Source organism: Pseudomonas sp. KBS0710 (genome assembly GCF_005938045.2).
GTDB lineage: Bacteria > Pseudomonadota > Gammaproteobacteria > Pseudomonadales > Pseudomonadaceae > Aquipseudomonas.
Window position 1 is genome coordinate 1,316,494 of sequence record NZ_VCCF02000001.1, and the last position, 19,568, is coordinate 1,336,061.

18 protein-coding genes are annotated in these 19,568 nt (G+C 59.9%); 8 read left to right on the forward strand and 10 right to left on the reverse strand.

Going from position 1 to position 19,568, the window contains the following annotated elements:
• Positions 1–152 precede the first annotated feature (152 nt).
• Positions 153–506: a hydroxyisourate hydrolase gene (gene uraH / locus FFI16_RS06175; RefSeq protein WP_017137845.1), complete on the forward strand. Its 354-nt coding sequence runs from the start codon at positions 153–155 to the stop codon at positions 504–506.
• A 162-nt stretch (positions 507–668) separates the two neighbouring features.
• Entirely contained in the window at positions 669–5,924 is a 5,256-nt protein-coding gene (locus FFI16_RS06180) for a dermonecrotic toxin domain-containing protein (protein WP_138814536.1), read from the forward strand.
• On the opposite strand, the gene FFI16_RS06185 is transcribed toward FFI16_RS06180, so the two are convergent.
• The 3 genes from FFI16_RS06185 to FFI16_RS06195 all read right to left on the reverse strand — a co-directional run bounded on the left by FFI16_RS06185 (position 5,902) and on the right by FFI16_RS06195 (position 8,616).
• Positions 5,902–6,540, reverse strand: coding sequence for a LysE family translocator (locus FFI16_RS06185; protein WP_138814537.1), 639 nt, complete (start codon positions 6,538–6,540; stop codon positions 5,902–5,904). The two genes, FFI16_RS06180 and FFI16_RS06185, sit on opposite strands and share 23 nt — an antisense overlap.
• A 65-nt stretch (positions 6,541–6,605) precedes the next feature.
• On the reverse strand, positions 6,606–7,952 hold the full coding sequence (locus FFI16_RS06190) for an NCS2 family permease (protein ID WP_138814538.1): 1,347 nt from the start codon (positions 7,950–7,952) through the stop codon (positions 6,606–6,608).
• Between the two features lie 229 nt (positions 7,953–8,181).
• Positions 8,182–8,616, reverse strand: a complete 435-nt coding sequence (locus FFI16_RS06195; RefSeq protein ID WP_138814539.1) for a MarR family winged helix-turn-helix transcriptional regulator — start codon at positions 8,614–8,616, stop codon at positions 8,182–8,184.
• An 82-nt stretch (positions 8,617–8,698) separates the two neighbouring features.
• Between FFI16_RS06195 and FFI16_RS06200 the strand changes: the two genes are divergently transcribed.
• Both FFI16_RS06200 and FFI16_RS06205 read left to right on the forward strand, forming a co-directional pair.
• Positions 8,699–9,865 carry a PLP-dependent aminotransferase family protein gene (locus tag FFI16_RS06200; protein ID WP_138814540.1) on the forward strand — a complete coding sequence of 389 codons (1,167 nt, stop codon included), beginning with the start codon at positions 8,699–8,701 and terminating at the stop codon, positions 9,863–9,865.
• 10 nt (positions 9,866–9,875) lie between these two features.
• Entirely contained in the window at positions 9,876–10,478 is a 603-nt protein-coding gene (locus FFI16_RS06205; RefSeq protein WP_138814541.1) for a glutathione S-transferase family protein, read from the forward strand.
• Between the two features lie 156 nt (positions 10,479–10,634).
• Here the strand turns inward: FFI16_RS06205 and FFI16_RS06210 are convergent, their stop codons facing one another.
• A complete protein-coding gene (locus tag FFI16_RS06210) occupies positions 10,635–11,531 on the reverse strand; it encodes a LysR family transcriptional regulator (RefSeq protein ID WP_138814542.1) in 897 nt (298 codons plus the stop codon).
• 111 nt (positions 11,532–11,642) lie between these two features.
• On the opposite strand from FFI16_RS06210, the gene FFI16_RS06215 reads away from it, so the two are divergent.
• From FFI16_RS06215 to FFI16_RS06225, 3 genes are read left to right on the forward strand one after another with little or no spacing between them, the layout of a single operon-like run.
• The gene (locus tag FFI16_RS06215) at positions 11,643–12,935 is read left to right on the forward strand and encodes a CitMHS family transporter (protein ID WP_138814543.1); all 1,293 of its coding nucleotides are present in this window, start codon (positions 11,643–11,645) and stop codon (positions 12,933–12,935) included.
• Position 12,936: 1 nt separating this feature from the next.
• Positions 12,937–14,259: an acyclic terpene utilization AtuA family protein gene (locus FFI16_RS06220; protein WP_138814544.1), complete on the forward strand. Its 1,323-nt coding sequence runs from the start codon at positions 12,937–12,939 to the stop codon at positions 14,257–14,259.
• Positions 14,256–14,576: a hypothetical protein gene (locus FFI16_RS06225; protein WP_138814545.1), complete on the forward strand. Its 321-nt coding sequence runs from the start codon at positions 14,256–14,258 to the stop codon at positions 14,574–14,576. Before FFI16_RS06220 ends, FFI16_RS06225 begins: the two co-directional genes overlap by 4 nt.
• A gap of 39 nt (positions 14,577–14,615) precedes the next feature.
• On the opposite strand, the gene FFI16_RS06230 is transcribed toward FFI16_RS06225, so the two are convergent.
• The 5 genes from FFI16_RS06230 to FFI16_RS06250 form a co-directional block, all read right to left on the reverse strand.
• On the reverse strand, positions 14,616–14,987 hold the full coding sequence (locus FFI16_RS06230) for a glutathione S-transferase N-terminal domain-containing protein (RefSeq protein ID WP_138814546.1): 372 nt from the start codon (positions 14,985–14,987) through the stop codon (positions 14,616–14,618).
• A gap of 102 nt (positions 14,988–15,089) precedes the next feature.
• Positions 15,090–15,635: a GTP cyclohydrolase I FolE gene (gene folE, locus FFI16_RS06235; protein ID WP_003442011.1), complete on the reverse strand. Its 546-nt coding sequence runs from the start codon at positions 15,633–15,635 to the stop codon at positions 15,090–15,092.
• Positions 15,636–15,713: 78 nt separating this feature from the next.
• Positions 15,714–16,271 (reverse strand): Smr/MutS family protein, encoded by a 558-nt coding sequence (locus FFI16_RS06240; protein WP_017137833.1) that lies wholly within the window; start codon positions 16,269–16,271, stop codon positions 15,714–15,716.
• 75 nt (positions 16,272–16,346) lie between these two features.
• Positions 16,347–16,667, reverse strand: a complete 321-nt coding sequence (locus FFI16_RS06245) for a hypothetical protein (RefSeq protein WP_056861118.1) — start codon at positions 16,665–16,667, stop codon at positions 16,347–16,349.
• A gap of 136 nt (positions 16,668–16,803) precedes the next feature.
• Complete coding sequence (locus FFI16_RS06250; protein WP_138814547.1) at positions 16,804–17,394, reverse strand: cysteine hydrolase family protein; 591 nt, start codon at positions 17,392–17,394, stop codon at positions 16,804–16,806.
• 240 nt (positions 17,395–17,634) lie between these two features.
• Between FFI16_RS06250 and prmB the strand changes: the two genes are divergently transcribed.
• On the forward strand, positions 17,635–18,543 hold the full coding sequence (gene prmB / locus FFI16_RS06255; protein ID WP_058420625.1) for a 50S ribosomal protein L3 N(5)-glutamine methyltransferase: 909 nt from the start codon (positions 17,635–17,637) through the stop codon (positions 18,541–18,543).
• 136 nt (positions 18,544–18,679) lie between these two features.
• On the opposite strand, the gene FFI16_RS06260 is transcribed toward prmB, so the two are convergent.
• Complete coding sequence (locus FFI16_RS06260) at positions 18,680–19,486, reverse strand: hypothetical protein (protein ID WP_138814548.1); 807 nt, start codon at positions 19,484–19,486, stop codon at positions 18,680–18,682.
• Positions 19,487–19,568 lie beyond the last annotated feature (82 nt).

Below are 19,568 nucleotides of genomic sequence, written 5' to 3' on the forward strand. Positions count from 1 at the left end.
CGAGCAACACCGACGGGAATATCCAAAGCTTTGTGATTTTTATTGTGTACAATTTTTTTAAAAAGTGTCTTAATCAGCCATCACCGGCTTTTTCGATGCCCTGAAAAAGTGCAGGTTTCTCTTTTACTGACTTAAGGAGGCGCGTAGACACCATGGGACGTTTGACCACACACGTTTTGGACGCCGCGCACGGCTGCCCCGGCAGCAATATCAAGGTCGAGCTGTACCGTGTCGACGGCGCGCAGTTGGAACGGGTGGCCACGGCCACCACTAACAGTGACGGCCGTTGCGATGCGCCGCTGCTGCAAGGCGACGACTACCGCAGCGGTGTTTACCAACTGCAATTCAGCGCCGGCGATTACTACCGCGCCCGTGGCGTGCAATTGCCGGAGCCCGCATTTCTGGACGTCGTTGTGCTGCGTTTTGGCATCAGCGCCGAGCAGGATCACTACCATGTGCCTTTACTGATTTCGCCTTACAGCTACTCCACCTATCGCGGTAGCTGAGCGTCACCTCGCTTCACACCCCCAAAGCTCTTCGTTGGTTTTTCGCCCGCCCACACTGCGGGCTTTTTTTATTCTGAATGGCTTGCGGGCCGCCCAATTATGTAACGCACCCGGGGCGGCCGAGGTGCCTAGGCTCGGCTTTTCTGTATGGAACAGTCCGCCATGAGTACCGACACCACCGCCTGGTTGGCCACTGAGGCTGCTGCGGCGCAAGCGCTTAATTTTGATGACCCGCAAACTTCGGACGCGGAGCGTGATGCGGCGATTCGCACACTCCTGACCCGACGGCTTAACGAGGTCTCGCAGCCCAGTTATGAAATCAATCGCCTGTGTGAAGCCCAAACCAGGGCCAGAGAGGCGGCGAAATCCTTAAAAGGCTTGATCGGGCGTGCGCCGAGAGTTCTGGGCATTATCCGCGGCGTATTACGCAAGGCCTTTGCCCTTGACCCCGACACGCTGATGTTTACCGAATCCCGTCCGCCGCCTTTTCCCCTGAAGGTCTATAGCCTGACCGAAAAAGCGCTGGCACTCCTCATTGACCCCGATGTGCCACTCAACACTAACCAGTTCACTGCATTGTGTATCAAGGACGAACCTGCGCGGACATTGGCGTTTACCGCCTGGGATGTGCTGGTACGTGTGAAAGGGTTGGCGCTGCTCGGTGAGGTTGAGAAAGCTGAACGAGACTATTGGCAGCAACTGGCCTATGGCTCCTGGCTGACACGCAAGCAGCATTGGGTCCAGTTACGAAAGTCCTTGTTCGCCGAGAATGCACTGCTGGCCCATCGCGTTTACCAACTCTCGGACCGCGGCTTTGCCATGGTCGTGAAAGTCATGGAGATCCCGGGCGCCGATGCGCGCCGTCGCGCCGCAGGTGAGTGGGCGAATATCCAAGTGAGCAGGGTGGTGTGGCCTGGCACCAATCAGGCGCAGGTGCCTGTGCCGGGCGCTTTGCATATTTATCGTGATGGCATCGCGGGGGATACGCCCCATGTGATCTACCTGCCGGGCCTGATTCGTGAGTTTTACGAGTTCAGTTCCTGGTACCGAATGCAGTGCGACCTGCCTGCACTGGTCAACGGCCCTTTGAGCCAAGTGCTTTGGCAGTGCTTGCCTCTGCGCCGTTGGCATGAGCTGTGTAACATACCCAGAGTTACGCCTCAGGCGTTTACCCTTCAGCTTATTGGTGTACACCAGGAAGACGTGTTGCTTGCCAGTGCGACCGAGCTGCTGGAGGCGCAGTGGGATAACGAGGTGGCCTGTGCATTGTCTATCAACCTTGCGGCTTTGGGCGTTCAAGGTGCGGGGCAGTCCAGCGCTCCTGACGTGAAACGCTTGCTCAAATTCATCGAAAAAGGCCGTCGTCGGCTGGCACGCAGCGTCCTGCTGGGAAACAGCCTGGACGCCTTGCCGGAGTGGGACCAACAGCGCCGCAGCGGTGAAATTGTGTGTGCGAGCCTGACGCCCGACCTCGCCCTCAAAACCCGTGAAGCGCAACTCACGCGTTACGAAAAAGGCTTGATGGCCCTGCTGGATCCCACGGATGTGGGCAACAGCAGTGCACCCTATCAAGACTTTTTGAGCCTTGAGCAGCGATGGCAGGAACACGTGAGCACAGTGAGTCAATTGGCGCATGCCCCGCACGAACGCATGTTTCAAAAGGCGTTCTGGTTTGAAACCCCCTCGGGCGCAGTTAATCGCAGTTCATTGGTGGGGGCTGCCCTGCGCGGTGCTTTGCTTCTGGAAGCCCAGATGCAGCAAGCGTTGAACCTGATGCCCTCCGTGCACCTGGAGCGATTGAATACCGTATTGGGTGAATCCTGGGTACCCGGCGACAGTGCTGCTGATACCTGTGTGTTGCAGGTAGCGGTTGGCAACGTGTCCGACCCGTTGTACCCGCTGTTGGGGGCTTTGCTTGTGACCACTAATCAGGCCCTGGCTCACCCGAACGGTCCACACTCGGTATTGTTGTGCGTCACGGGTTTGTATGGCGCACTGGTGCCCTTTGATAACTTGAACGCTTTCGCCGAAGGCCTTCAAACCAGCCTGAAAAGCCCCGATGGCTCCGTGCTGTGGCGCTGTATCGGACGGGATCAGCGCGAGGTGGCGCGGGCCGCGATCACTGCATTACCCAGAAATACGGCCTTGGTGGTGAACTACGAGGTCATCAAGCGCCCCCTGCTCAAAGACTGGTTCATCAAACTGATGCAACAGTACACCGTGTTGAACAAGCTTGTGGGCAAGGGTGTGCGGTTGTTCAGTGAGATGAGCGATCCGCAGTTGAGCCGTATGTTGCTGGCCCAGGAATTGTTCGAGTGCCTGCAAGTACCTGCCAATGATGCTAGAACGCTAGCTTTATCCAATATCAACCTGTTGCGGGTTGCAGCCACTCAAGCCAAAAAGCTCCCGTCGTGGTTGGGCTATGCCTCAAGCGGTAGTCGAAAACACTACAAACGACTATCACGCCGTTATCTGACGAGTGCCTTTGCGGTGGAGAGCAAACTATGGCGGGATTTGCCGAGCCTGGAGTCATTTGCCCGTAATGCCTTGATTGCTCGTTTGACTCAGGACGGTTTTTACCCACAGCTGGATATCGACAAACCGCTGTTGGATTTGCCCGATGATGTCAGCTCCCAATTGTGTGGCTCGTCGAGTCAGTGCATGGTGGGCGATCGCGATATAAAAAAGGTCGTCAGCTCGCAGCGCACCACCTTCAGTATGCTGCAATTGGCGTTGCACAACCTCGACCCCAAGGCGCCCTGGACCCGCTGGCGCTTGAATCGCGCACGCTGGCTGGACCCGGCCTGGAAAGAGCGCTTGAGCGTGCGTTACCTGATAGACACCGTGTCTTCGCTCGACCTGGGTGGCGCGTACGACAAGCTGATCCTCAAGGCTTTTTATCCGCCGGCGTCCAGCCCGGCCACCTCTTCCGGGCTCTCACAGGCCCTGGTCTATAGGGCTTTGCAACAACGCGCTCAGATGCAGTTGTATTCTGCGGTCCAGCAAGGTTTGGGTGAAAAAGGGCAGCGTCTGTTTACCCTGGCGATGGCCGCTCGGTCGGCAAGTGACCTGAAAAAAGATGGGTTTGACGTACAGCTGGGGGTTCTGCGTCTGATGGACGCTGCCTCAGAACATGATCGGCACATTGCTGGCTTATTGTTCATTCATGACAGGTTATCAAAGCTCTGTGTGGTGTATTGGCCCATGGCTGCGGCAAGCCGGGTGATTGTCGCGTATGCCAGCTTGGCCGAAGCAGAAAAGGCGATCAATCTTGTCGGTGCACTTCCCGAAAACCAGAAGGTGTTGGCGCGCCAAGTGGCGCCTGGCTGGGAGGCGCAGGCGCTTGACTGTTACCCCGGTAGAAACCTGGGGGTGCAACTCCGCCAGCCTCACTGGCGTGAGCCTGGTCGACCCATTCTGTATCGTTTTGTTGCCGCGCTTGTGGAGTTTTTTTTGGCCCCGCCAAAGATACCGCGTGCTGACCAGGAGAGCGTCGAGGCTCTGATCAAGGAGCAAATTGAGTCGCAGCCTGAACATTGGTTAGCGGCTGCGCCTACTGCTACCGGCAATGCCATGCTCCTGCTGGCCCACGCCCAGGTGTTCGAACTGCAACGTCGTACCCAGGCCCAATCCCAGTCTTCCCAGACGCTGGAGCAATACCGCGAGCAGCGTTTGGGCGAGCAGTACGACGCGACGATTCGTGGGCTGCTGGGCTTTGTCCCGGTACTGGGTGTTGGCATCAGCCTTTATGAAATGCTGCTTGCGGCGCGGCGCTATCATTACAGCGGATCTGCCCATGATGCTGTGGATGTGGGGTTCTTGACGATACTTGCGTTCGTCGACGTGCTCACATCCTTTGGCCCTTCCCCGAAAGGCGCGCGTGTTTCGCGTGTCGCTTTGGGGCGCTTGCACCGCCATCAAAGGTTTATGCTTGGCACGCGCACGGGCTTGAAACCGTCACCGGTCAAGCCACGTCATCTGCTGGAACACTTTCAGTCCCCTGTCGGCCTGGACGGTGCCGTTGAATTGGCGGGGCCGGGAGGTAAAGGGCGTTATGCGAAAAATGGCCAGCAGTTTATCCGCGAGGGTAATGACGTTTACCCGATATACCAGCGCGAAAACGAACGGGGGCTGCGCCTGAAAAAGAGCCAGGGAGGCGGGCAAGATGAACTGATTCTAAATATCGAACATCCCCGTGAATGGCTGCTGGGAGGCGATGAGCCGAAACCGGGTCCCAGTTCTGGCGTGCACAACCCCTGGCGGGCCCCAACGCCACCTTCGCCGGACTGGCACCCGCCGGTTATACGAACGGCGACTGAAAACCGGATTTATCAGTCGACCACGTTGGCCAACCATTGGCTGGATTGGCGCACCCAAGTGTCTGCCGATCAGTTGTCGGGTTCCCCGGCTCCCGGGATATTTCATCTGGCTTTGGATCCCCAGGGTTATCCCCATAGTGTCCTGCGCGTGGCTCCTCTCAATTCCAGCATGGACGACCCGAACAGCGGTTTTTACAGAGTGCTGCCCCCTGGCGACCATGCTCCGTTGACCGGTATCGTGTTTATCACCAGAAATGAGCCGCTGGTGTCTTTGGCGGAGGTAGATATCGTGCGCTGGACGGGCAGGGACAGGCGTGACCAACCCCTGCCGGTATCACGCACCCCCACAGGTGGATGGCAAAACCATCCGCCGCTGTTCGGCAAGCCGTTACAGCAGTATGTGGCTGAAGCGTTTCCCACTATGACCAACAGAACCCGCGACTTTGTCGTGCTGAGGATGATCGAGTTGTCAGGCCCATCACGGCCGGCGACGGCAAGTCATATGCTCGGGCTACGTGCGGCGCTGGACGAATGGCTACCCCCAGCCCCGGCTCGCCCAGGCCAGACGGATGACTTGCTGCGGATGTTGCGGCCCATTCCAATTGCGCGCAATACCACTTTCATCAATTACCAAGGGGTTGCGCCAGGCCTCGAACGTATCGACTTCATACCGACTATCATGCCGGCGAAGAGGCTCCAGCACGGTGGTAAGGCGGTTACGGCAGATAGAAATACCACACAGCGCGCCGCTGTAAGGAACGTCCTGGAACAGCAGGGTTTTATCATTCGGGACGTCAATGTCTGGCGTTACGGGAAGTCTATTCGAGAGTCGTTGGTGACCCACCCCAACTCCCCCACTCGTCTGTACTACCTGTCTTATGAGTGGGCGGAGATGGGCAATGTCCGGCTCTACAAACGGTTTGAGAATAAGTGGTTTGATTTGGCGCTCAGGTCCTACAAGGATCCGGCGTTAGCCCGGGAGGTGACCAATGCGCGATTTGAACAACGACTGGTACCGATTTTGGCGGGCATACATTGGCCAATCATGGGGGATATCTCTCCAACCGTCTATTTCGTCAAATTGAGACCCGCGTCTTGATCAAAGAGAACACGCCAGCTGCGCCGAACAGCAAGGCACTGACGCGGTTGAACCAGCTCTGGCCCGCGCCGCTGCGCAGGTAGCGCGCGGCACCGTGGGCGCCGAGGCCGTAAGCGAGCTTGCAGAGCAAGTCGAGTACGCTCCAGGTGGCGATCATGATCAGCAGTTGCGGCAGAAACGGCTGTTGGCTACTGAGGAACTGCGGCAGGAAAGCGGCGAAGAACAGGATGTCCTTGGGGTTGCTGGCCCCCAGCACAAAGGCCCGGCCGAACAGTGCACGAAAGCGCGGCACCGCCGGCGCCTGCGGCACTTCGGCACCATGGGTTGGCAGGCGTGATTGCTGCCAGCTCTGCCAGGCCAGATAGAACAGGTACAGCGCGCCGACGATTTTCAACGCGCTGAACAACTGCTCGGAGGCCAGCAACAACGCACCCAGGCCCAGTGCCGAGGCACTCAGCAGGCAGATCGAGGCAAATACCCCGCCCAGAAACGCGGGGTATGAGCGGCGCAGGCCATAGTTGAGGCTGTTGCTGATCATCAACAGCGACAACGGCCCGGGGATCAGGATCACCACTAACGCTGCGCCGCTGAACAACAACCAGGTATCCAGGTTCATCTACATTTCTCCCTTCATGCAAAAGCCCCACCCGAAGGTGAGGCGGTTTTCCAGCCGTTCCCGAACTACAGGAAGATGAACTTGGCGATAAAGATCGCGCACAGCACCCACAGGCTGACAGAAATCTCACGGTACTTGCCGGTGCCGGCCTTGAGCGCCACGTAAGTGATAAAGCCCAGGGCGATACCGTCGGCGACCGAGAAGGTCAACGGCATCATGATCGCCGTGACGATTGCCGGAATGCTGTCGGTGGCCTCATCCCAATTGATATGGGCCATGCTCGCCATCATCAGCATCGCCACGTAAATCAGCGCACCGGCGGTGGCATACGCTGGAATCATCCCCGCCAGCGGCGCAAAAAACATCGCCGCCACAAACAGAATGCCCACGGTCACGGCGGTGAGGCCGGTGCGACCACCGGCGGCCACACCCGCAGCACTTTCCACATAGCTGGTCACCGGCGGCACACCGACCATGGCGCCAAATACGCTGGAGGCGCTATCGGCCTTGAGCGCGCGGGACAGGTTATCGATCTTGCCATCGGCATTGACCAGCCCGGCCCGCTGCGCGACGCCCATCAGTGTACCTGCGGTATCAAACATGTGTACAAAAAGAAAGGCAAATACAACGCTGATCATGCTGACATTGAACACACCTTTTATGTCCATGGCCATCCAGGTTGGCGCCAGGCTCGGTGGGGTGGAGAGAATGCCGTTGTAGTGCACCAGGCCCAGGCCCCAACCGGCGAGGGTCACGGCGATAATGCTGATCAGGATCGCGCCGAATACCCGGTGGTAGCTGAGGATCGCGATCAACAGGAAGCACACCGCCGCCAGCAATGGCGCAGGCTCGTGCAGCGAACCGAGTTTGAGCAAGGTGGCCGGGCTGTCGACGATGATGCCGGCGGTCTTCAGGCCGATCACCCCGAGGAACAGGCCCACGCCTGCGCCCATGGCATGGCGCAGGCTCACGGGGATGCTGTTGAGCAGCCATTCACGCACGCGCGACAGCGTCAGGCCCATGAACAGCACGCCGGAAATAAACACCGCGCCCAGCGCCGTTTCCCAGTGGTAGCCCATGGTGCCAACCACGGTGTAGGTAAAAAACGCATTCAGGCCCATGCCCGGCGCCAGGCCCACGGGCCAGTTGGCGTACAACCCCATCAACAGACAGCCCAGCGCGGCGGCGATGCAGGTGGCGACAAACGCTGCACCGTGGTCGATGCCAGCGTCGGCCATGATGTTGGGGTTGACGAAGATGATGTAGGCCATGGTGATGAAGGTGGTGAGGCCGGCAATCAGTTCGGTTCTCACTGTGGTGCCATGCAAGCGCAGTTTGAACAGGCGTTCCAGCCAGCCGCCTTGCGGTGGGGCGAGGTCCAGCGTAGGGGCTTCGGTTTTTTGGCTATCCACAGCAAGTACTCCTCAAGAGTTTTATTGTTATTTCCAGCGCCGGTCACAGAGGTGGGCAGCAGCGCTTTGAGGTACTGGCGGGTTTTGTTGACCAATAGGTCAGGAACTCGCACGAAGCGAATTATGCTTTTGTATACAAATAAAGCAAATAATGTTTTCGATTTTGTCGGCGGAAGGGGATGAAAGGCTTGCGTTTGATCGTTCCCACGCAGAGCGTGGGAACAATCATTCAAGGCTGGCCGGCGAGGGCCTGATTCACCGCCAACCATCCAGCCACGGCTTCTTCACCTGCCTCACTGAACGCGCGCTGCAACAGCTTCACCTGCTCGCGGCGCAGCGACTGCTCAAAACGCTGGCCTTCTTCGGTCAATTCCAGCAGGCGTTTGCGCTTGTCGGCCTCGGACGCAACGCTGTCGACCAAGTGCATTTCCTGCAATTGGCGCAGCGGCATGTTCAGCGCCTGCTTGGTTACGCCCAGCAACTCCAGCAGCTCCTTCACGCTCAAGGCGGGGTAACGCGCGATAAAAAACACGATGCGCTGGTGCACACGGCTCAGGCCACGGCGCTCGAGCATTTCGTCGGCCTTGGCGGTAAAGGCCTGGTAGCCGAAGAAAAAGGCTTCCATGGCTTGCTGCTGGCTGCCCTGGTTTTTAAGGTCAAGCATATTGACGTATCCACGCGAGTCGTCGTAATTTCGGTCAACCAGTTTGACGTATTTGCCCCCGACCTCGCTACCGGTGACCCTCATGGCCTTCTCAGAACGTGTTACGCGCCTCAAAAGCTCCTTGATCCGTGAAATCCTGGCGGCGGCCCAGCGCCCGCACGTGATGTCGTTCGCCGGTGGCTTGCCCGCCGAAGCCATGTTGCCGGCACTGAATTGGGATGACCTGCCACTGAACATCGGCCAATACGGCATGAGCGAAGGCGAGCCGCAATTGCGTGAACTGCTCGCCGCCGAGGCCCGCGCCTTGGGCGTACCGTGCCAGGCCAGCCAGGTACTGGTGGTCAGCGGTTCCCAGCAAACCCTGGACCTGACGGCCAAGCTGTATATCGACAAGGGCACTAAAGTCTTGCTGGAAGGCCCGACCTACCTGGCCGCACTGCAGATTTTCCAACTGTTCGGCGCCGATTGCCTCACCGTGCAACTGGAGGCCGACGGCCCGAACCTGGCGGCCCTGCGTGCCAGCCTCGAGCGCCATCGACCGGCGTTCATCTACCTCATCCCGACCTTCCAGAACCCCTCGGCTGTGCGCTACAGCGAAGCCAAGCGCGCCGCCGTGGCCGCCTTGCTTGATGAGTTTGATGTGACCCTGATCGAAGACGAGCCTTACCGCGAGCTGACATTCGACGGCGCCAGCGCGCAGCCGATCGCCGGGCGTTTGAAGAAAGCCAGCTGGATCTACACCGGCACCGTCTCCAAGACCCTGCTGCCGGGGTTGCGCGTCGGTTACCTGATCGCCAGCGAAGATTTGTTCCCGCACCTGCTCAAGCTCAAGCAATCGGCCGACCTGCACACCAATCGCATTGGCCAGTGGCAGGCCATGCAGTGGCTCGGCACGCAAAAGTACCAGCAACACCTGGCGCAGTTACGCGACTTTTACCGCGAGCGCCGCGATGCATTCCAGTCGGCGCTGGACCGCCATTTTGCTGACCTGGCCGACTGGCAAGTGCCTCAAGGTGGATTATTCTTCTGGCTGACCTTGAAACAGCCGCTCGACACCCGCACCTTGTTGGCGCAAGCATTGGATCAGGATGTGGCGTTCATGCCCGGTGAACCGTTCTTTTCCGAGCCCGATCAACACCTGGGCTCGTTGCGCCTCAATTTCAGCCATATCGACCCGGCCCGCCTGGACGAAGGTCTCAAGCGCCTGGCCGCGGTGGTCCGTCAAGCACAGCACGCGCAAGCGGCATAAGGGGAGCCCCATGTACAAGGTTTATGGCGATTACAAGTCGGGCAACTGCTACAAGGTCAAATTGATGCTCAACCTGCTGGGCATCCCGTACCAATGGATCGATGTCGACATCCTCAAGGGTGACACCCAGACCGCTGAGTTCCTGGCCAAGAACCCCAATGGCAAGATCCCGGTGCTGGAACTTGAAGACGGCACCTGCCTGTGGGAGTCCAACGCGATTCTCAACTTCCTGGCCGATGGCAGCGAGTTTTTGCCGGCCGAGCCACGCCTGCGCACGCAAGTGCTGCAATGGCAGTTTTTCGAGCAGTACAGCCACGAACCGTACATTGCGGTAGCGCGGTTTATCCAGTTTTACCTGGGCTTGCCCGCAGACCGTCTTGAGGAATACAAGAAGCTGCACAAAGGTGGCTACAAGGCGCTTAAGGTCATGGAGCGCCAACTGCAATTGACCCCGTATCTGGTGGGTGATCAATTCTCCATCGCCGATGTGGCGTTGTATGCCTATACCCATGTGGCCGAGGAGGGTGGGTTTGAGCTGGACGCTTATCCGGGTGTGCAGGCGTGGCTGGCGCGGGTGGCGAGCCATCCAAAACACGTAGCGATGCTGGGCTGATTCACTCGGTCAAAATGTGGGAGCTGGCTTGTGTTTATGTGGGAGCTGGCTTGCCTGCGATAGCATCAACTCGGGGTAATAGATAAACCGAGGTGTCTGCATCGCAGGCAAGCCAGCTCCCACACAAGCCAGCTCCCACATTGAGAGTGTCCAGGTTCAGTTCGATGTTGTGCCAGACAGCTCATCACTCAGCAGCTCAAAACAACGCTGCGCCGCCGGGCTCAGGCCCATGCCGCTGCGACTGATCAAACCGATCTCGCGGTTCACGCCGGGATGGTCAATATTGATGCGCTTCAACCCCGCCAAACTGTCCGCCGCCGACTCCGGCAGCACACTGATGCCCAACCCCTGGCGCACCAATGCCAGCACCGTCGACATGTAGTTGGCCTCCATGCCGGCATTCATCGTCAGCCGCGTCTGATCAAACAACGCGTCCACCTGCTCGCGCACACTGCTGTCGTGCCCGGTGAGGATGATCGGCTGGTCCGCCAATTGCTCCAGGGTCAGTTGGCGATGGTGGGCGAGGGGATGCTCCAGCGGCACAAACGCACACAACCGATCATTGAGCACCGGCAAAAACGCCAGTCCGTGGCTCAGCCGCGCCCGCACGCCGATGCCGAAATCCACCACGCCTTCACGCACCTGCGCATGGATGCGATGGGCTACCAGGTCATGCAAACGTACTTCGATGCCGGGAAAGCGTTCACGAAACAGGCGCAAGGCTGGTGGCAGCGCACCGGCGCACACCGAGGGCAGCGCGGCGAGGGTGACCACGCCACGGCGCAGGGCGGCGAGGTCGCGGGAGCCGGTGACGATGTTGTCCAGGTCCAGCAGCAGTTTTTCCATGGGGCCGCGTGCGTCTTCGCCTGCGGCGGTAATGCTCACATGACGGGGGCTGCGGTCGAGCAGGGCGACACCGAGCCAGTCTTCGAGTTGTTGCACCTGCACCGTCAGGGCCGAGGGCGACAAGTGCAACTCGTTGGCGGCCTTGGTGAAACTGCCGGTACGGGCTACGGCAAGAAAGGCTTGTATATGTTGGATGCTGTTCTTCATTTTGTTTTTCCGAACGTGCCAGGCCGAATATTCCAATTTACAAAGACTAACCCGCTTCCAATACTCCAGGGAAAACAATAACCGGCCACCAAGGCCGCTCTGGAGTAACCCATGCTCGCTACCCTGGGTGTCATTACCATCCTGTGCCTGCTCGCTGCCGTCATGAGCAAACGCCTGTCGCCGCTGGTGGCGCTGATCGCCTTGCCGATCATTGCTGCACTGCTCGGTGGTTTCGGCCTGCAAACCAGCGCCTTTATCATTACCGGAATCAAGAACGTCGCCCCGGTGGTGGGCATGTTTGTGTTCGCGATTCTGTTTTTCGGGATCATGACCGACGCCGGCATGCTCGACCCCATCATTGATCGCATCCTGCGCACGGTCGGCACGCGTCCTACACGAATTGTGGTCGGCACCGCGACCCTCGCGCTGCTGGTGCACCTGGACGGTTCCGGCGCGGTGACGTTTCTGGTGACGGTGCCGGCGATGCTGCCGCTGTATACGCGGTTGGGCATCGACAAACGCATCCTCGCGTGTGTCTGCGCCATGGCCGCCGGGGTCAATTTCCTGCCGTGGACCGGCCCGGTGCTGCGCTCGTCGGCGGCCTTGCATGTGCCGGTGGCCGACCTGTTCCAGCCGCTGATCCCGGTACAGATCGTCGGCCTGGTCTTCGTGTTTGCCTGTGCCTGGTGGCTGGGCCGTCGTGAAGAAAAACGCCTGGGCCTGGGCGCCGGTTCCTCGGTGGATGCGGTGCCGCAACGGGTGCTCAGCGACGATGACATCAAGCTGCGGCGCCCACGCCTGTTCTGGGTCAACCTATTGCTGACCGTGCTGGTGATGGTGGTAATGATTGCCGGCTGGGTCGACCCGGTGGTGATGTTCATGCTCGGCACCGTGGTGGCGCTGTGCATCAACTACCCGAATGTGGACGCCCAACGCGCGCGCATCGATGCCCATGCAAAAACCGCCCTGACCATGGCCAGTATCCTGCTTGCCGCCGGCGTGTTCACCGGCATCATGCAAGGCACGGGTATGCTCAAGGCGATTGCCGAGGTGGCGGTGGCGCAGATTCCCGCCGGCCACGGCAAGTTGATCCCGGCGGTGGTGGGCTTTATTTCCATGCCCTTGAGCATGCTGTTTGACCCCGATTCCTACTATTTCGGCGTGATGCCGGTGATCGCCGAAGTCGGCAAAGCCCTGGGCGTCGACCCGCTGCAAGTGGCTCAGGCTTCATTGCTGGGTGTGCACACCACCGGTTTCCCGGTCAGCCCGCTGACGCCTGCGACCTTCCTGCTGGTGGGCCTGTGCAAGATCGAACTGGCCGATCACCAGCGCTTCACCATTCCGTTTCTGTTTGCCGCGTCGGTGTTGATGACCCTGACCGCCTTGCTCCTGGGAGTGATTTGAGATGAAAACCTTGCGCATCGGCTCCGGCGCCGGCTACTCCGGCGACCGTATCGAGCCTGCCGTGGAACTGGCCGAACAGGGCGACCTGGATTACCTGGTGTTCGAGTGCCTGGCCGAACGCACCATTGCCCTGGCGCAACAGGCGCGTATCAGCGACCCACAGGGCGGTTACGATCCACTGCTGAGTGAACGCATGCGCCGGGTGTTGCCGTTTGTTGGCGTAAAAGGCGGCCGTCGCCTGCGGGTCATTACCAATATGGGCGCGGCCAACCCGGTGGCGGCGGCCGTTGAAGTGCGGCGCATTGCCAAGGCGTTAAGCCTGGACCTCAAGGTCGTGGCGGTGCTGGGCGATGACGTGTTGAAGGGCTTGCAGCCCGGGTTTTTGCTGGATAACGGCCAGACCGTGGGTGCTTTGGGCGAGCGGCTGATATCCGCGAACGCCTACCTGGGCGTCGACGGCATCCTTGAAGCCTTGCGCGCCGATGCTGACGTAGTGATCACCGGGCGCGTGGCCGACCCGTCGCTGTTTTTGGCGCCGCAAATGTTCGAATTCGGCTGGGCCGCGGACGACTGGCAGCGCCTGGGGCGCGGCACGTTGGTCGGGCATTTGCTGGAATGTGCGGGGCAGGTCAGCGGCGGCTATTTTGCCGATCCTGGCTTCAAGGATGTGGATGACCTGGCACGCCTGGGTTTCCCGTTGGCCGAAATCGATGCCGAGGGCGAAGCTGTGATTACCAAGGTCGCAGGCACGGGCGGGCGGGTCAGCCGTGCGACGTGCACCGAGCAAATGATCTACGAAGTACACGACCCGGCGGCTTACCTGACGCCGGACGTGACGGCGGACTTTTCCCAAGTGAGTTTTGTGGAGGAGGGCGTAGATCGCGTTCGTGCCCAAGGCGCCAGTGGTCGCGCTCGGCCTGAGCAGTTGAAGGTCAGCGTGGGTTACCTGGACGGCTGGATTGGCGAAGGGCAGATGTCATACGGCGGCCCGGGCGCTGTCGCACGGGCTGAGTTGGCACGGGATATCGTACTCAAGCGCCTGGAACTGATGGGGGTGAAGCTGCAAGACATCCGCGCCGAGCTGATTGGCATGGATTCATTGCACGGCCCGCGCAGCCACGTCGAACCCTGGGAAGTGCGCCTGCGCGTGGCCGCCCGTTGTGAGGAGCGCAGCGAGGCGGTGCGGGTTGGCAATGAAGTGGAAACCCTCTACACCAACGGCCCGTCGGGCGGCGGCGGCGCGAGTAAAAGCGTGCGCCAGGTGGTGGCGGTGGCCTCTTTGCTGCTGCCGCGTAGCGCGGTCAACCCGAGGATCGAAGCATGAAACTGCACACACTGGCCCATTCCCGCACCGGCGATAAGGGCGACACCTCGAACATCTCGATCATCGCCTACCGTGCCGAAGACTATCAGTTGCTGTGCGAACAGCTCACGCCCGAACGCGTCGCCGCGTTTTTTGCCGGCTTGCGGGAGCCGGATGCGGCGCCGGTGCGGCGTTATGAATTGCCCAACGTGCAGGCGCTTAACTTCGTGCTGCCAGGGATCCTGCGCGGCGGCGTGACCCGCTCGCTGGCGCTGGACGCCCATGGCAAGTGCCTGGGCTCGGCCTTATTGGATCTGGACTTGGTAATACATAACTAAATGTGGGAGCTGGCTCCCTCATTGGGTTTCCTATAGCCGTCAGACCGCTGCAAACCGCTTGTCCAGATAATCGATGATCACCTTGGAGTCATACATCCAGGTGGTCTGGCCATTCTCTTCAATACGCAGGCATGGCACTTTAATCTTGCCGCCTTGCTCCAGCAGGGTCTGGCGGTCCTGTTCGTTGTTTTTCGCGTCCTTGAGTGCCACCGGCACATTCAGGCGGTGCAGGGTGCGGCGAGTCTTCACGCAGAACGGGCAGGCGTGGAACTGATACAGCGTCAGCTCCTTGGCCGCCGCATTCACCTGAGCCTGTTGCTCGGCAGAACGCTGCTTTTTGCGTGGGCGGGTCAGGAAGTCGCCCGCGATGATGATGTGGCCGAGACCCACTCGAAGTGCTTTGACGAACATGGCTGAAAACCTCTTGCCCATGAAGAAGGGGCCGCAGCTTACCTGAATTTCGCGGGCGAAAAAAAACCGGCGATGAACGCCGGCTTTTTCTTACGCAGCCTGTTACTTGATCAGGCTGAGGAATTCGCTGCGGGTGGCCGCGTTTTCGCGGAACTCACCCAGCATCACCGACGTGATCATCGACGAATTCTGTTTCTCCACACCGCGCATCATCATGCACATGTGCTTGGCTTCGATCACCACTGCCACGCCCAGGGCGCCGGTCACTTGCATCACCGCGTCGGCGATCTGGCGGCTGAGGTTTTCCTGGATCTGCAGGCGACGTGCATACATGTCGACAATCCGCGCGACCTTGGACAGGCCCAGCACTTTGCCGCTCGGGATATACGCCACATGCGCCTTGCCGATAAACGGCAGCAGGTGGTGTTCGCACAGCGAGTACAACTCGATGTCCTTGACCAACACCATTTCGCTGTTGTCGGAGCTGAACAAGGCACCGTTGGTGACCTCTTCCAGTGTCTGTTCATAGCCGCGGCAAAGGTACTGCATCGCCTTGGCGGCACGCTTTGGCGTGTCGAGCAGGCCCTCGCGGGAAACGTCCTCGCCGAGCTGGCCGAGGATCGCCGTGTAATTCTGTTCCAGGGACATGAAACTACCTGTGGGATTTTCGCAAAGCGCAAGGTTACGGTGACGGGCACATCGCTGCAAGCCTGACGATGGCACTTGTTACTCGTCGCGCCCTTCCATCATGGTGCGCTTGAGCATCACATACACCGCACCGGCGCCGCCGTGGCGGGCCTGGCAGGAGGTAAAGCCGAGTACCTGGGCGTGCTGGCGCAGCCAGGTGTTGACGTGGCTCTTGATCATGGGGCGCTTGCCGTCCAGGCGCACGGCCTTGCCGTGGGTGACGCGCACGCAGCGGATTTCGAATTTGGTCGCTTCGGCCAGAAAGGCCCAGAGGGTTTCGCGGGCTTTTTCCACGTTCATGCCGTGCAGGTCGAGGCTGCCTTCGAACGGGATCTGGCCGATCTTGAGCTTGCGCATCTGGCTTTCCTGCACGCCGTCGCGGGCCCACATCAGCTCATCTTCCGGGCCTACGTCGATCACGAACTGGTCCGACAGGCCATCCACAGTGGTGGCGTCAGTGCGCACGGTCGCGGCCTGGCGCAGCTTGGCGATCTGCGCCCGGTCGGCCTTGGGTTTGCCGGTGTCGGCACGATCATGCTTGATCGGCTTGACGCCGCGCAGCTCGTTTTTGAACAGGGAAAAATCGTCGTCTTGCATGTCAGCCTCCGCGAAGGGCGGGCAGTTTACCTAAATCGCGGCGGCCAGGGCGCAGGAAACGCTATCCAAGCGCCATCAGTCGTGCTTTTTCATCAGGTGCGAAGCAATATTCAGTGACAACGGCTGACGCATTTTCCGACGGCTGCGACGCCACAACCACACGCCCAACCACAGCACCAGCAGCCCGATGACCAACAGGATAGCCGAACCACCGGGGCTGGCATTCAACTCGCCAAGGGCCGGCGAATGACCAAACAGGCCGGCGCCACCAGCGCCGGCCAACAGCAAACCTACAATGGCCAGTAACGCGGCAAAGCCGGCTACCAGGCGCAGACGCCAATTGCTCGGGCCCTTGGGGCGCAAGCGACGAGCGTCAAAACCATCGGATATCTTCATTCCGACCTTTCCTCCAGGGTATCGGCCCTTCGACCGGAAGATACACAGGTTGTTCCGACAGCAGCGGTAAATGCGCCAAATGAGAGGGCTTTGCGGATGAGCGGGGCAATAAATACGCCGCTCATCTCAAGGACGATCAGATCAGATCTTTGGTCAACGCGAGGGTGGCGAAGTTGTCGGCCATGATGGCCATTTCGGTTTGCTGCACGTGTTCGGCGCTCAGGATGCCGCCTTTGTAAGGCAGGTCACGGGTGGCGCAGGCGTCTTCCACCAGGGTGCAGCGAAAGCCCAGGTTTTTGGCGGCGCGCACGCTGGTGCTGACGCTGGAATGGCTCATGAAGCCGCAGACGATCAAGTCCAGGGAACCGAGGTCTTGCAGGTGTTTCTCCAGGCCCGTGCCGTGGAACGCGCTGGGCAGCAGTTTGCCGATGATGGTTTCATCGCCTTGGGGTTCCAGGCCAGGAATGAATTCGCCGCGCTCGCCCTGCGGGTCGAACAGGCCACCGACGGTGCCAAGGTGGCGCACATGCACGATCGGGCGCCCGGCGTTGCGTGCCGCCGCGACCAACTGCTTGATGTTGTCGACCGCCGTGTCCATGCCGGACAGGGCGAGTGGGCCACTGAGGTATTCCTTCTGGGCGTCGATGATCACGAGGGTCGCATGGTTCAGGTTGGCTGCTGCGTAACCGCGACCGCTGAGTTGAAACATCGTCTTTGGAACGGACATTCTGGGGCTCCTGTGAGGGGGGCTTTTGTCACATTGTCCACTGGCTGAGCGGTTCTGTGAATCGCTACCATCGTAAGGTACGCCGTTGTTGACGTGCAGCCATGTCAAGAGGTGGACTTGTTTGGCGCAATGATGGCAATTTGGATGAATTCCGACGGATGGCGAGGGGTTTTTCGTACATCGTCGGTACAGGTGAAGGCTGTTAGAATCGCCAGTCGTTTTTTCCAGGAGCTTGCCCCCGTGATTACCTCTCGCCTGCGCACGTTGCGCGACCACATCCGTTGGGCTGTCAGCCGTTTCCATGGGGAAGACCTGTTTTTCGGGCACGGTACCGACAACGCCTGGGACGAAGCCCGGCAATTGGTGCTCGGCGCCTTGCACCTGCCTTGGGAAATTGCCGACAGCTACCTGGACTGCAACCTCGAAGAAGAGGAAGTTGCCCATGTGCAGCGCTTGCTGCACAAACGCATTCATGAGCGCGTACCCACCGCCTACCTGTTGAAGGAAGCCTGGTTCTGCGGCATGTCGTTTATCGTCGACGAGCGCGTGTTGATCCCGCGTTCACCGATTGGCGAACTGATCGAAAACCGCTTCGAGCCGTGGCTGGCCCAGCCGCCGGCGCGCATCCTCGACCTGTGCACCGGCTCCGGTTGCATCGGCATCGCCTGTGCCTACGAGTTCCAGGACGCTGAAGTGGTACTGGGCGACTTGTCCTTCGAAGCCTTGGAAGTGGCCAACCAGAACATTGAGCGTCATGGTGTCGATGAGCGCGTCTACACCGTGCAGGGCGACGGTTTCGATGGCCTGCCGGGCCAGCGTTTTGACTTGATCGTGTCCAACCCGCCGTACGTGGATGCCGAAGATTTCGCCGACATGCCGGACGAATACCAGCACGAGCCGGAACTGGGCCTGGCTTGCGGCGACGACGGTTTGAACCTGGTGCGGCGCATGCTGGCCGAGGCCGCCGACCACCTGACCGAGAAGGGCTTGCTGATTGTTGAGGTCGGCAACAGCCAGGTACACGTCGAAGCGCTGTACCCGGAAGTCGACTTTGCCTGGTTGGACTTCCAGCGCGGTGGGCACGGTGTGTTCATGTTGACGGCTGAGCAGTGCCGGGCGCATCAGGCGGTGTTTGCGGCGCGGGTTTAATCCGAACACACGGTAGGAACGCGGTCAGTGTGGGAGCTGGCTTGCCTGCGATAGCGGTGGCAACTGACACACCGCCATCGCAGCGATGCGGCGACCCGACAAGCCAGCTCCCACATTTGGAATGCATTCCAACCTTTCAGCGGTGTGTGGCAATCCAGATCAACAACCCCGCCTGAAACACCGTAAACGCCACCAGACACGTAATGGTAAAGCGCAGCCCGCTGTCTTCGCGCTTGAACTTGGTGACCTTTTCTTCTTCCTTGCGCAGCTTCACTTCCTGCTCGGCCAGGTTCTGCTCGGCCTGTTGCAGCATTTGCGCCGCCTCGAGGATTTCTACGTACTGCACCTTCTCGGTGTTCCAGCTGTCCAGCACTTCGCTGACTTTGCCGGGTTGCACGTTGCCTTTGAGGTGCTGCACATCGGCGTAGGCCACATCAAAACCCTGGATGCGCAGGAAATGATCGCGACGCAGGCGCGTGGCTTCGTTGAGTGCATCCTTGTTGGCGAGGTCCACGCCGTCGACACGGTAATGTGACCACTTCTTTTTTGCCCACGCGGCACCCTGTGCGACCAGAAAGCGCCCCAGTCCACGGTTGGCCGGTTCGATTTCCAGGCTGTTGCCCGGCCCGAAGTGCACACGGTGCGTATCGTGGTCGACCCAGATATCCAGGTGGTTCTGCTCGCGGCGCACGCGTTGGCCGGGCAACTGGATGACCATGCGCAAGAGGCTGTGCTTCTTGTCATGGCGCTCGGTATAGCCGAACTGCACAAACCGCAGCGGCCGTGCGCCGGTGGCGCGATCAGTCGCCAGTGGCGCCAGGCGCAGCATCTTGAAATGTTCGGCCTGAACGTCCGCCCATGGCAGCGCCGCCGCCTCGACGGCCTCGGGTTTTTCAGCCGGGGTGTCGGCGGTAGAGTCGGGTGTTGCTTCGGTGTTAGTCATGCGGCGCGATCCTGTCCAAGCCCTGCAAGTCGACAGTCTTTTTACTGTCGACTCTGGGCTTATCGGCCGTTTCATTCAGGAC

What these genes read in the sequence shown, in the direction of transcription:
- uraH (WP_017137845.1), top strand. Translation starts at nt 153, where the DNA reads ATGGGACGTTTGACCACACACGTTTTGGACGCCGCGCACGGCTGCCCC.
- FFI16_RS06180 (WP_138814536.1), top strand. Translation starts at nt 669, where the DNA reads ATGAGTACCGACACCACCGCCTGGTTGGCCACTGAGGCTGCTGCGGCG.
- FFI16_RS06185 (WP_138814537.1), bottom strand. Translation starts at nt 6,540, where the DNA reads ATGAACCTGGATACCTGGTTGTTGTTCAGCGGCGCAGCGTTAGTGGTG.
- FFI16_RS06195 (WP_138814539.1), bottom strand. Translation starts at nt 8,616, where the DNA reads ATGCTTGACCTTAAAAACCAGGGCAGCCAGCAGCAAGCCATGGAAGCC.
- FFI16_RS06200 (WP_138814540.1), top strand. Translation starts at nt 8,699, where the DNA reads ATGGCCTTCTCAGAACGTGTTACGCGCCTCAAAAGCTCCTTGATCCGT.
- FFI16_RS06205 (WP_138814541.1), top strand. Translation starts at nt 9,876, where the DNA reads ATGTACAAGGTTTATGGCGATTACAAGTCGGGCAACTGCTACAAGGTC.
- FFI16_RS06210 (WP_138814542.1), bottom strand. Translation starts at nt 11,531, where the DNA reads ATGAAGAACAGCATCCAACATATACAAGCCTTTCTTGCCGTAGCCCGT.
- FFI16_RS06215 (WP_138814543.1), top strand. Translation starts at nt 11,643, where the DNA reads ATGCTCGCTACCCTGGGTGTCATTACCATCCTGTGCCTGCTCGCTGCC.
- FFI16_RS06220 (WP_138814544.1), top strand. Translation starts at nt 12,937, where the DNA reads ATGAAAACCTTGCGCATCGGCTCCGGCGCCGGCTACTCCGGCGACCGT.
- FFI16_RS06225 (WP_138814545.1), top strand. Translation starts at nt 14,256, where the DNA reads ATGAAACTGCACACACTGGCCCATTCCCGCACCGGCGATAAGGGCGAC.
- FFI16_RS06230 (WP_138814546.1), bottom strand. Translation starts at nt 14,987, where the DNA reads ATGTTCGTCAAAGCACTTCGAGTGGGTCTCGGCCACATCATCATCGCG.
- folE (WP_003442011.1), bottom strand. Translation starts at nt 15,635, where the DNA reads ATGTCCCTGGAACAGAATTACACGGCGATCCTCGGCCAGCTCGGCGAG.
- FFI16_RS06240 (WP_017137833.1), bottom strand. Translation starts at nt 16,271, where the DNA reads ATGCAAGACGACGATTTTTCCCTGTTCAAAAACGAGCTGCGCGGCGTC.
- FFI16_RS06245 (WP_056861118.1), bottom strand. Translation starts at nt 16,667, where the DNA reads ATGAAGATATCCGATGGTTTTGACGCTCGTCGCTTGCGCCCCAAGGGC.
- FFI16_RS06250 (WP_138814547.1), bottom strand. Translation starts at nt 17,394, where the DNA reads ATGTCCGTTCCAAAGACGATGTTTCAACTCAGCGGTCGCGGTTACGCA.
- FFI16_RS06260 (WP_138814548.1), bottom strand. Translation starts at nt 19,486, where the DNA reads ATGACTAACACCGAAGCAACACCCGACTCTACCGCCGACACCCCGGCT.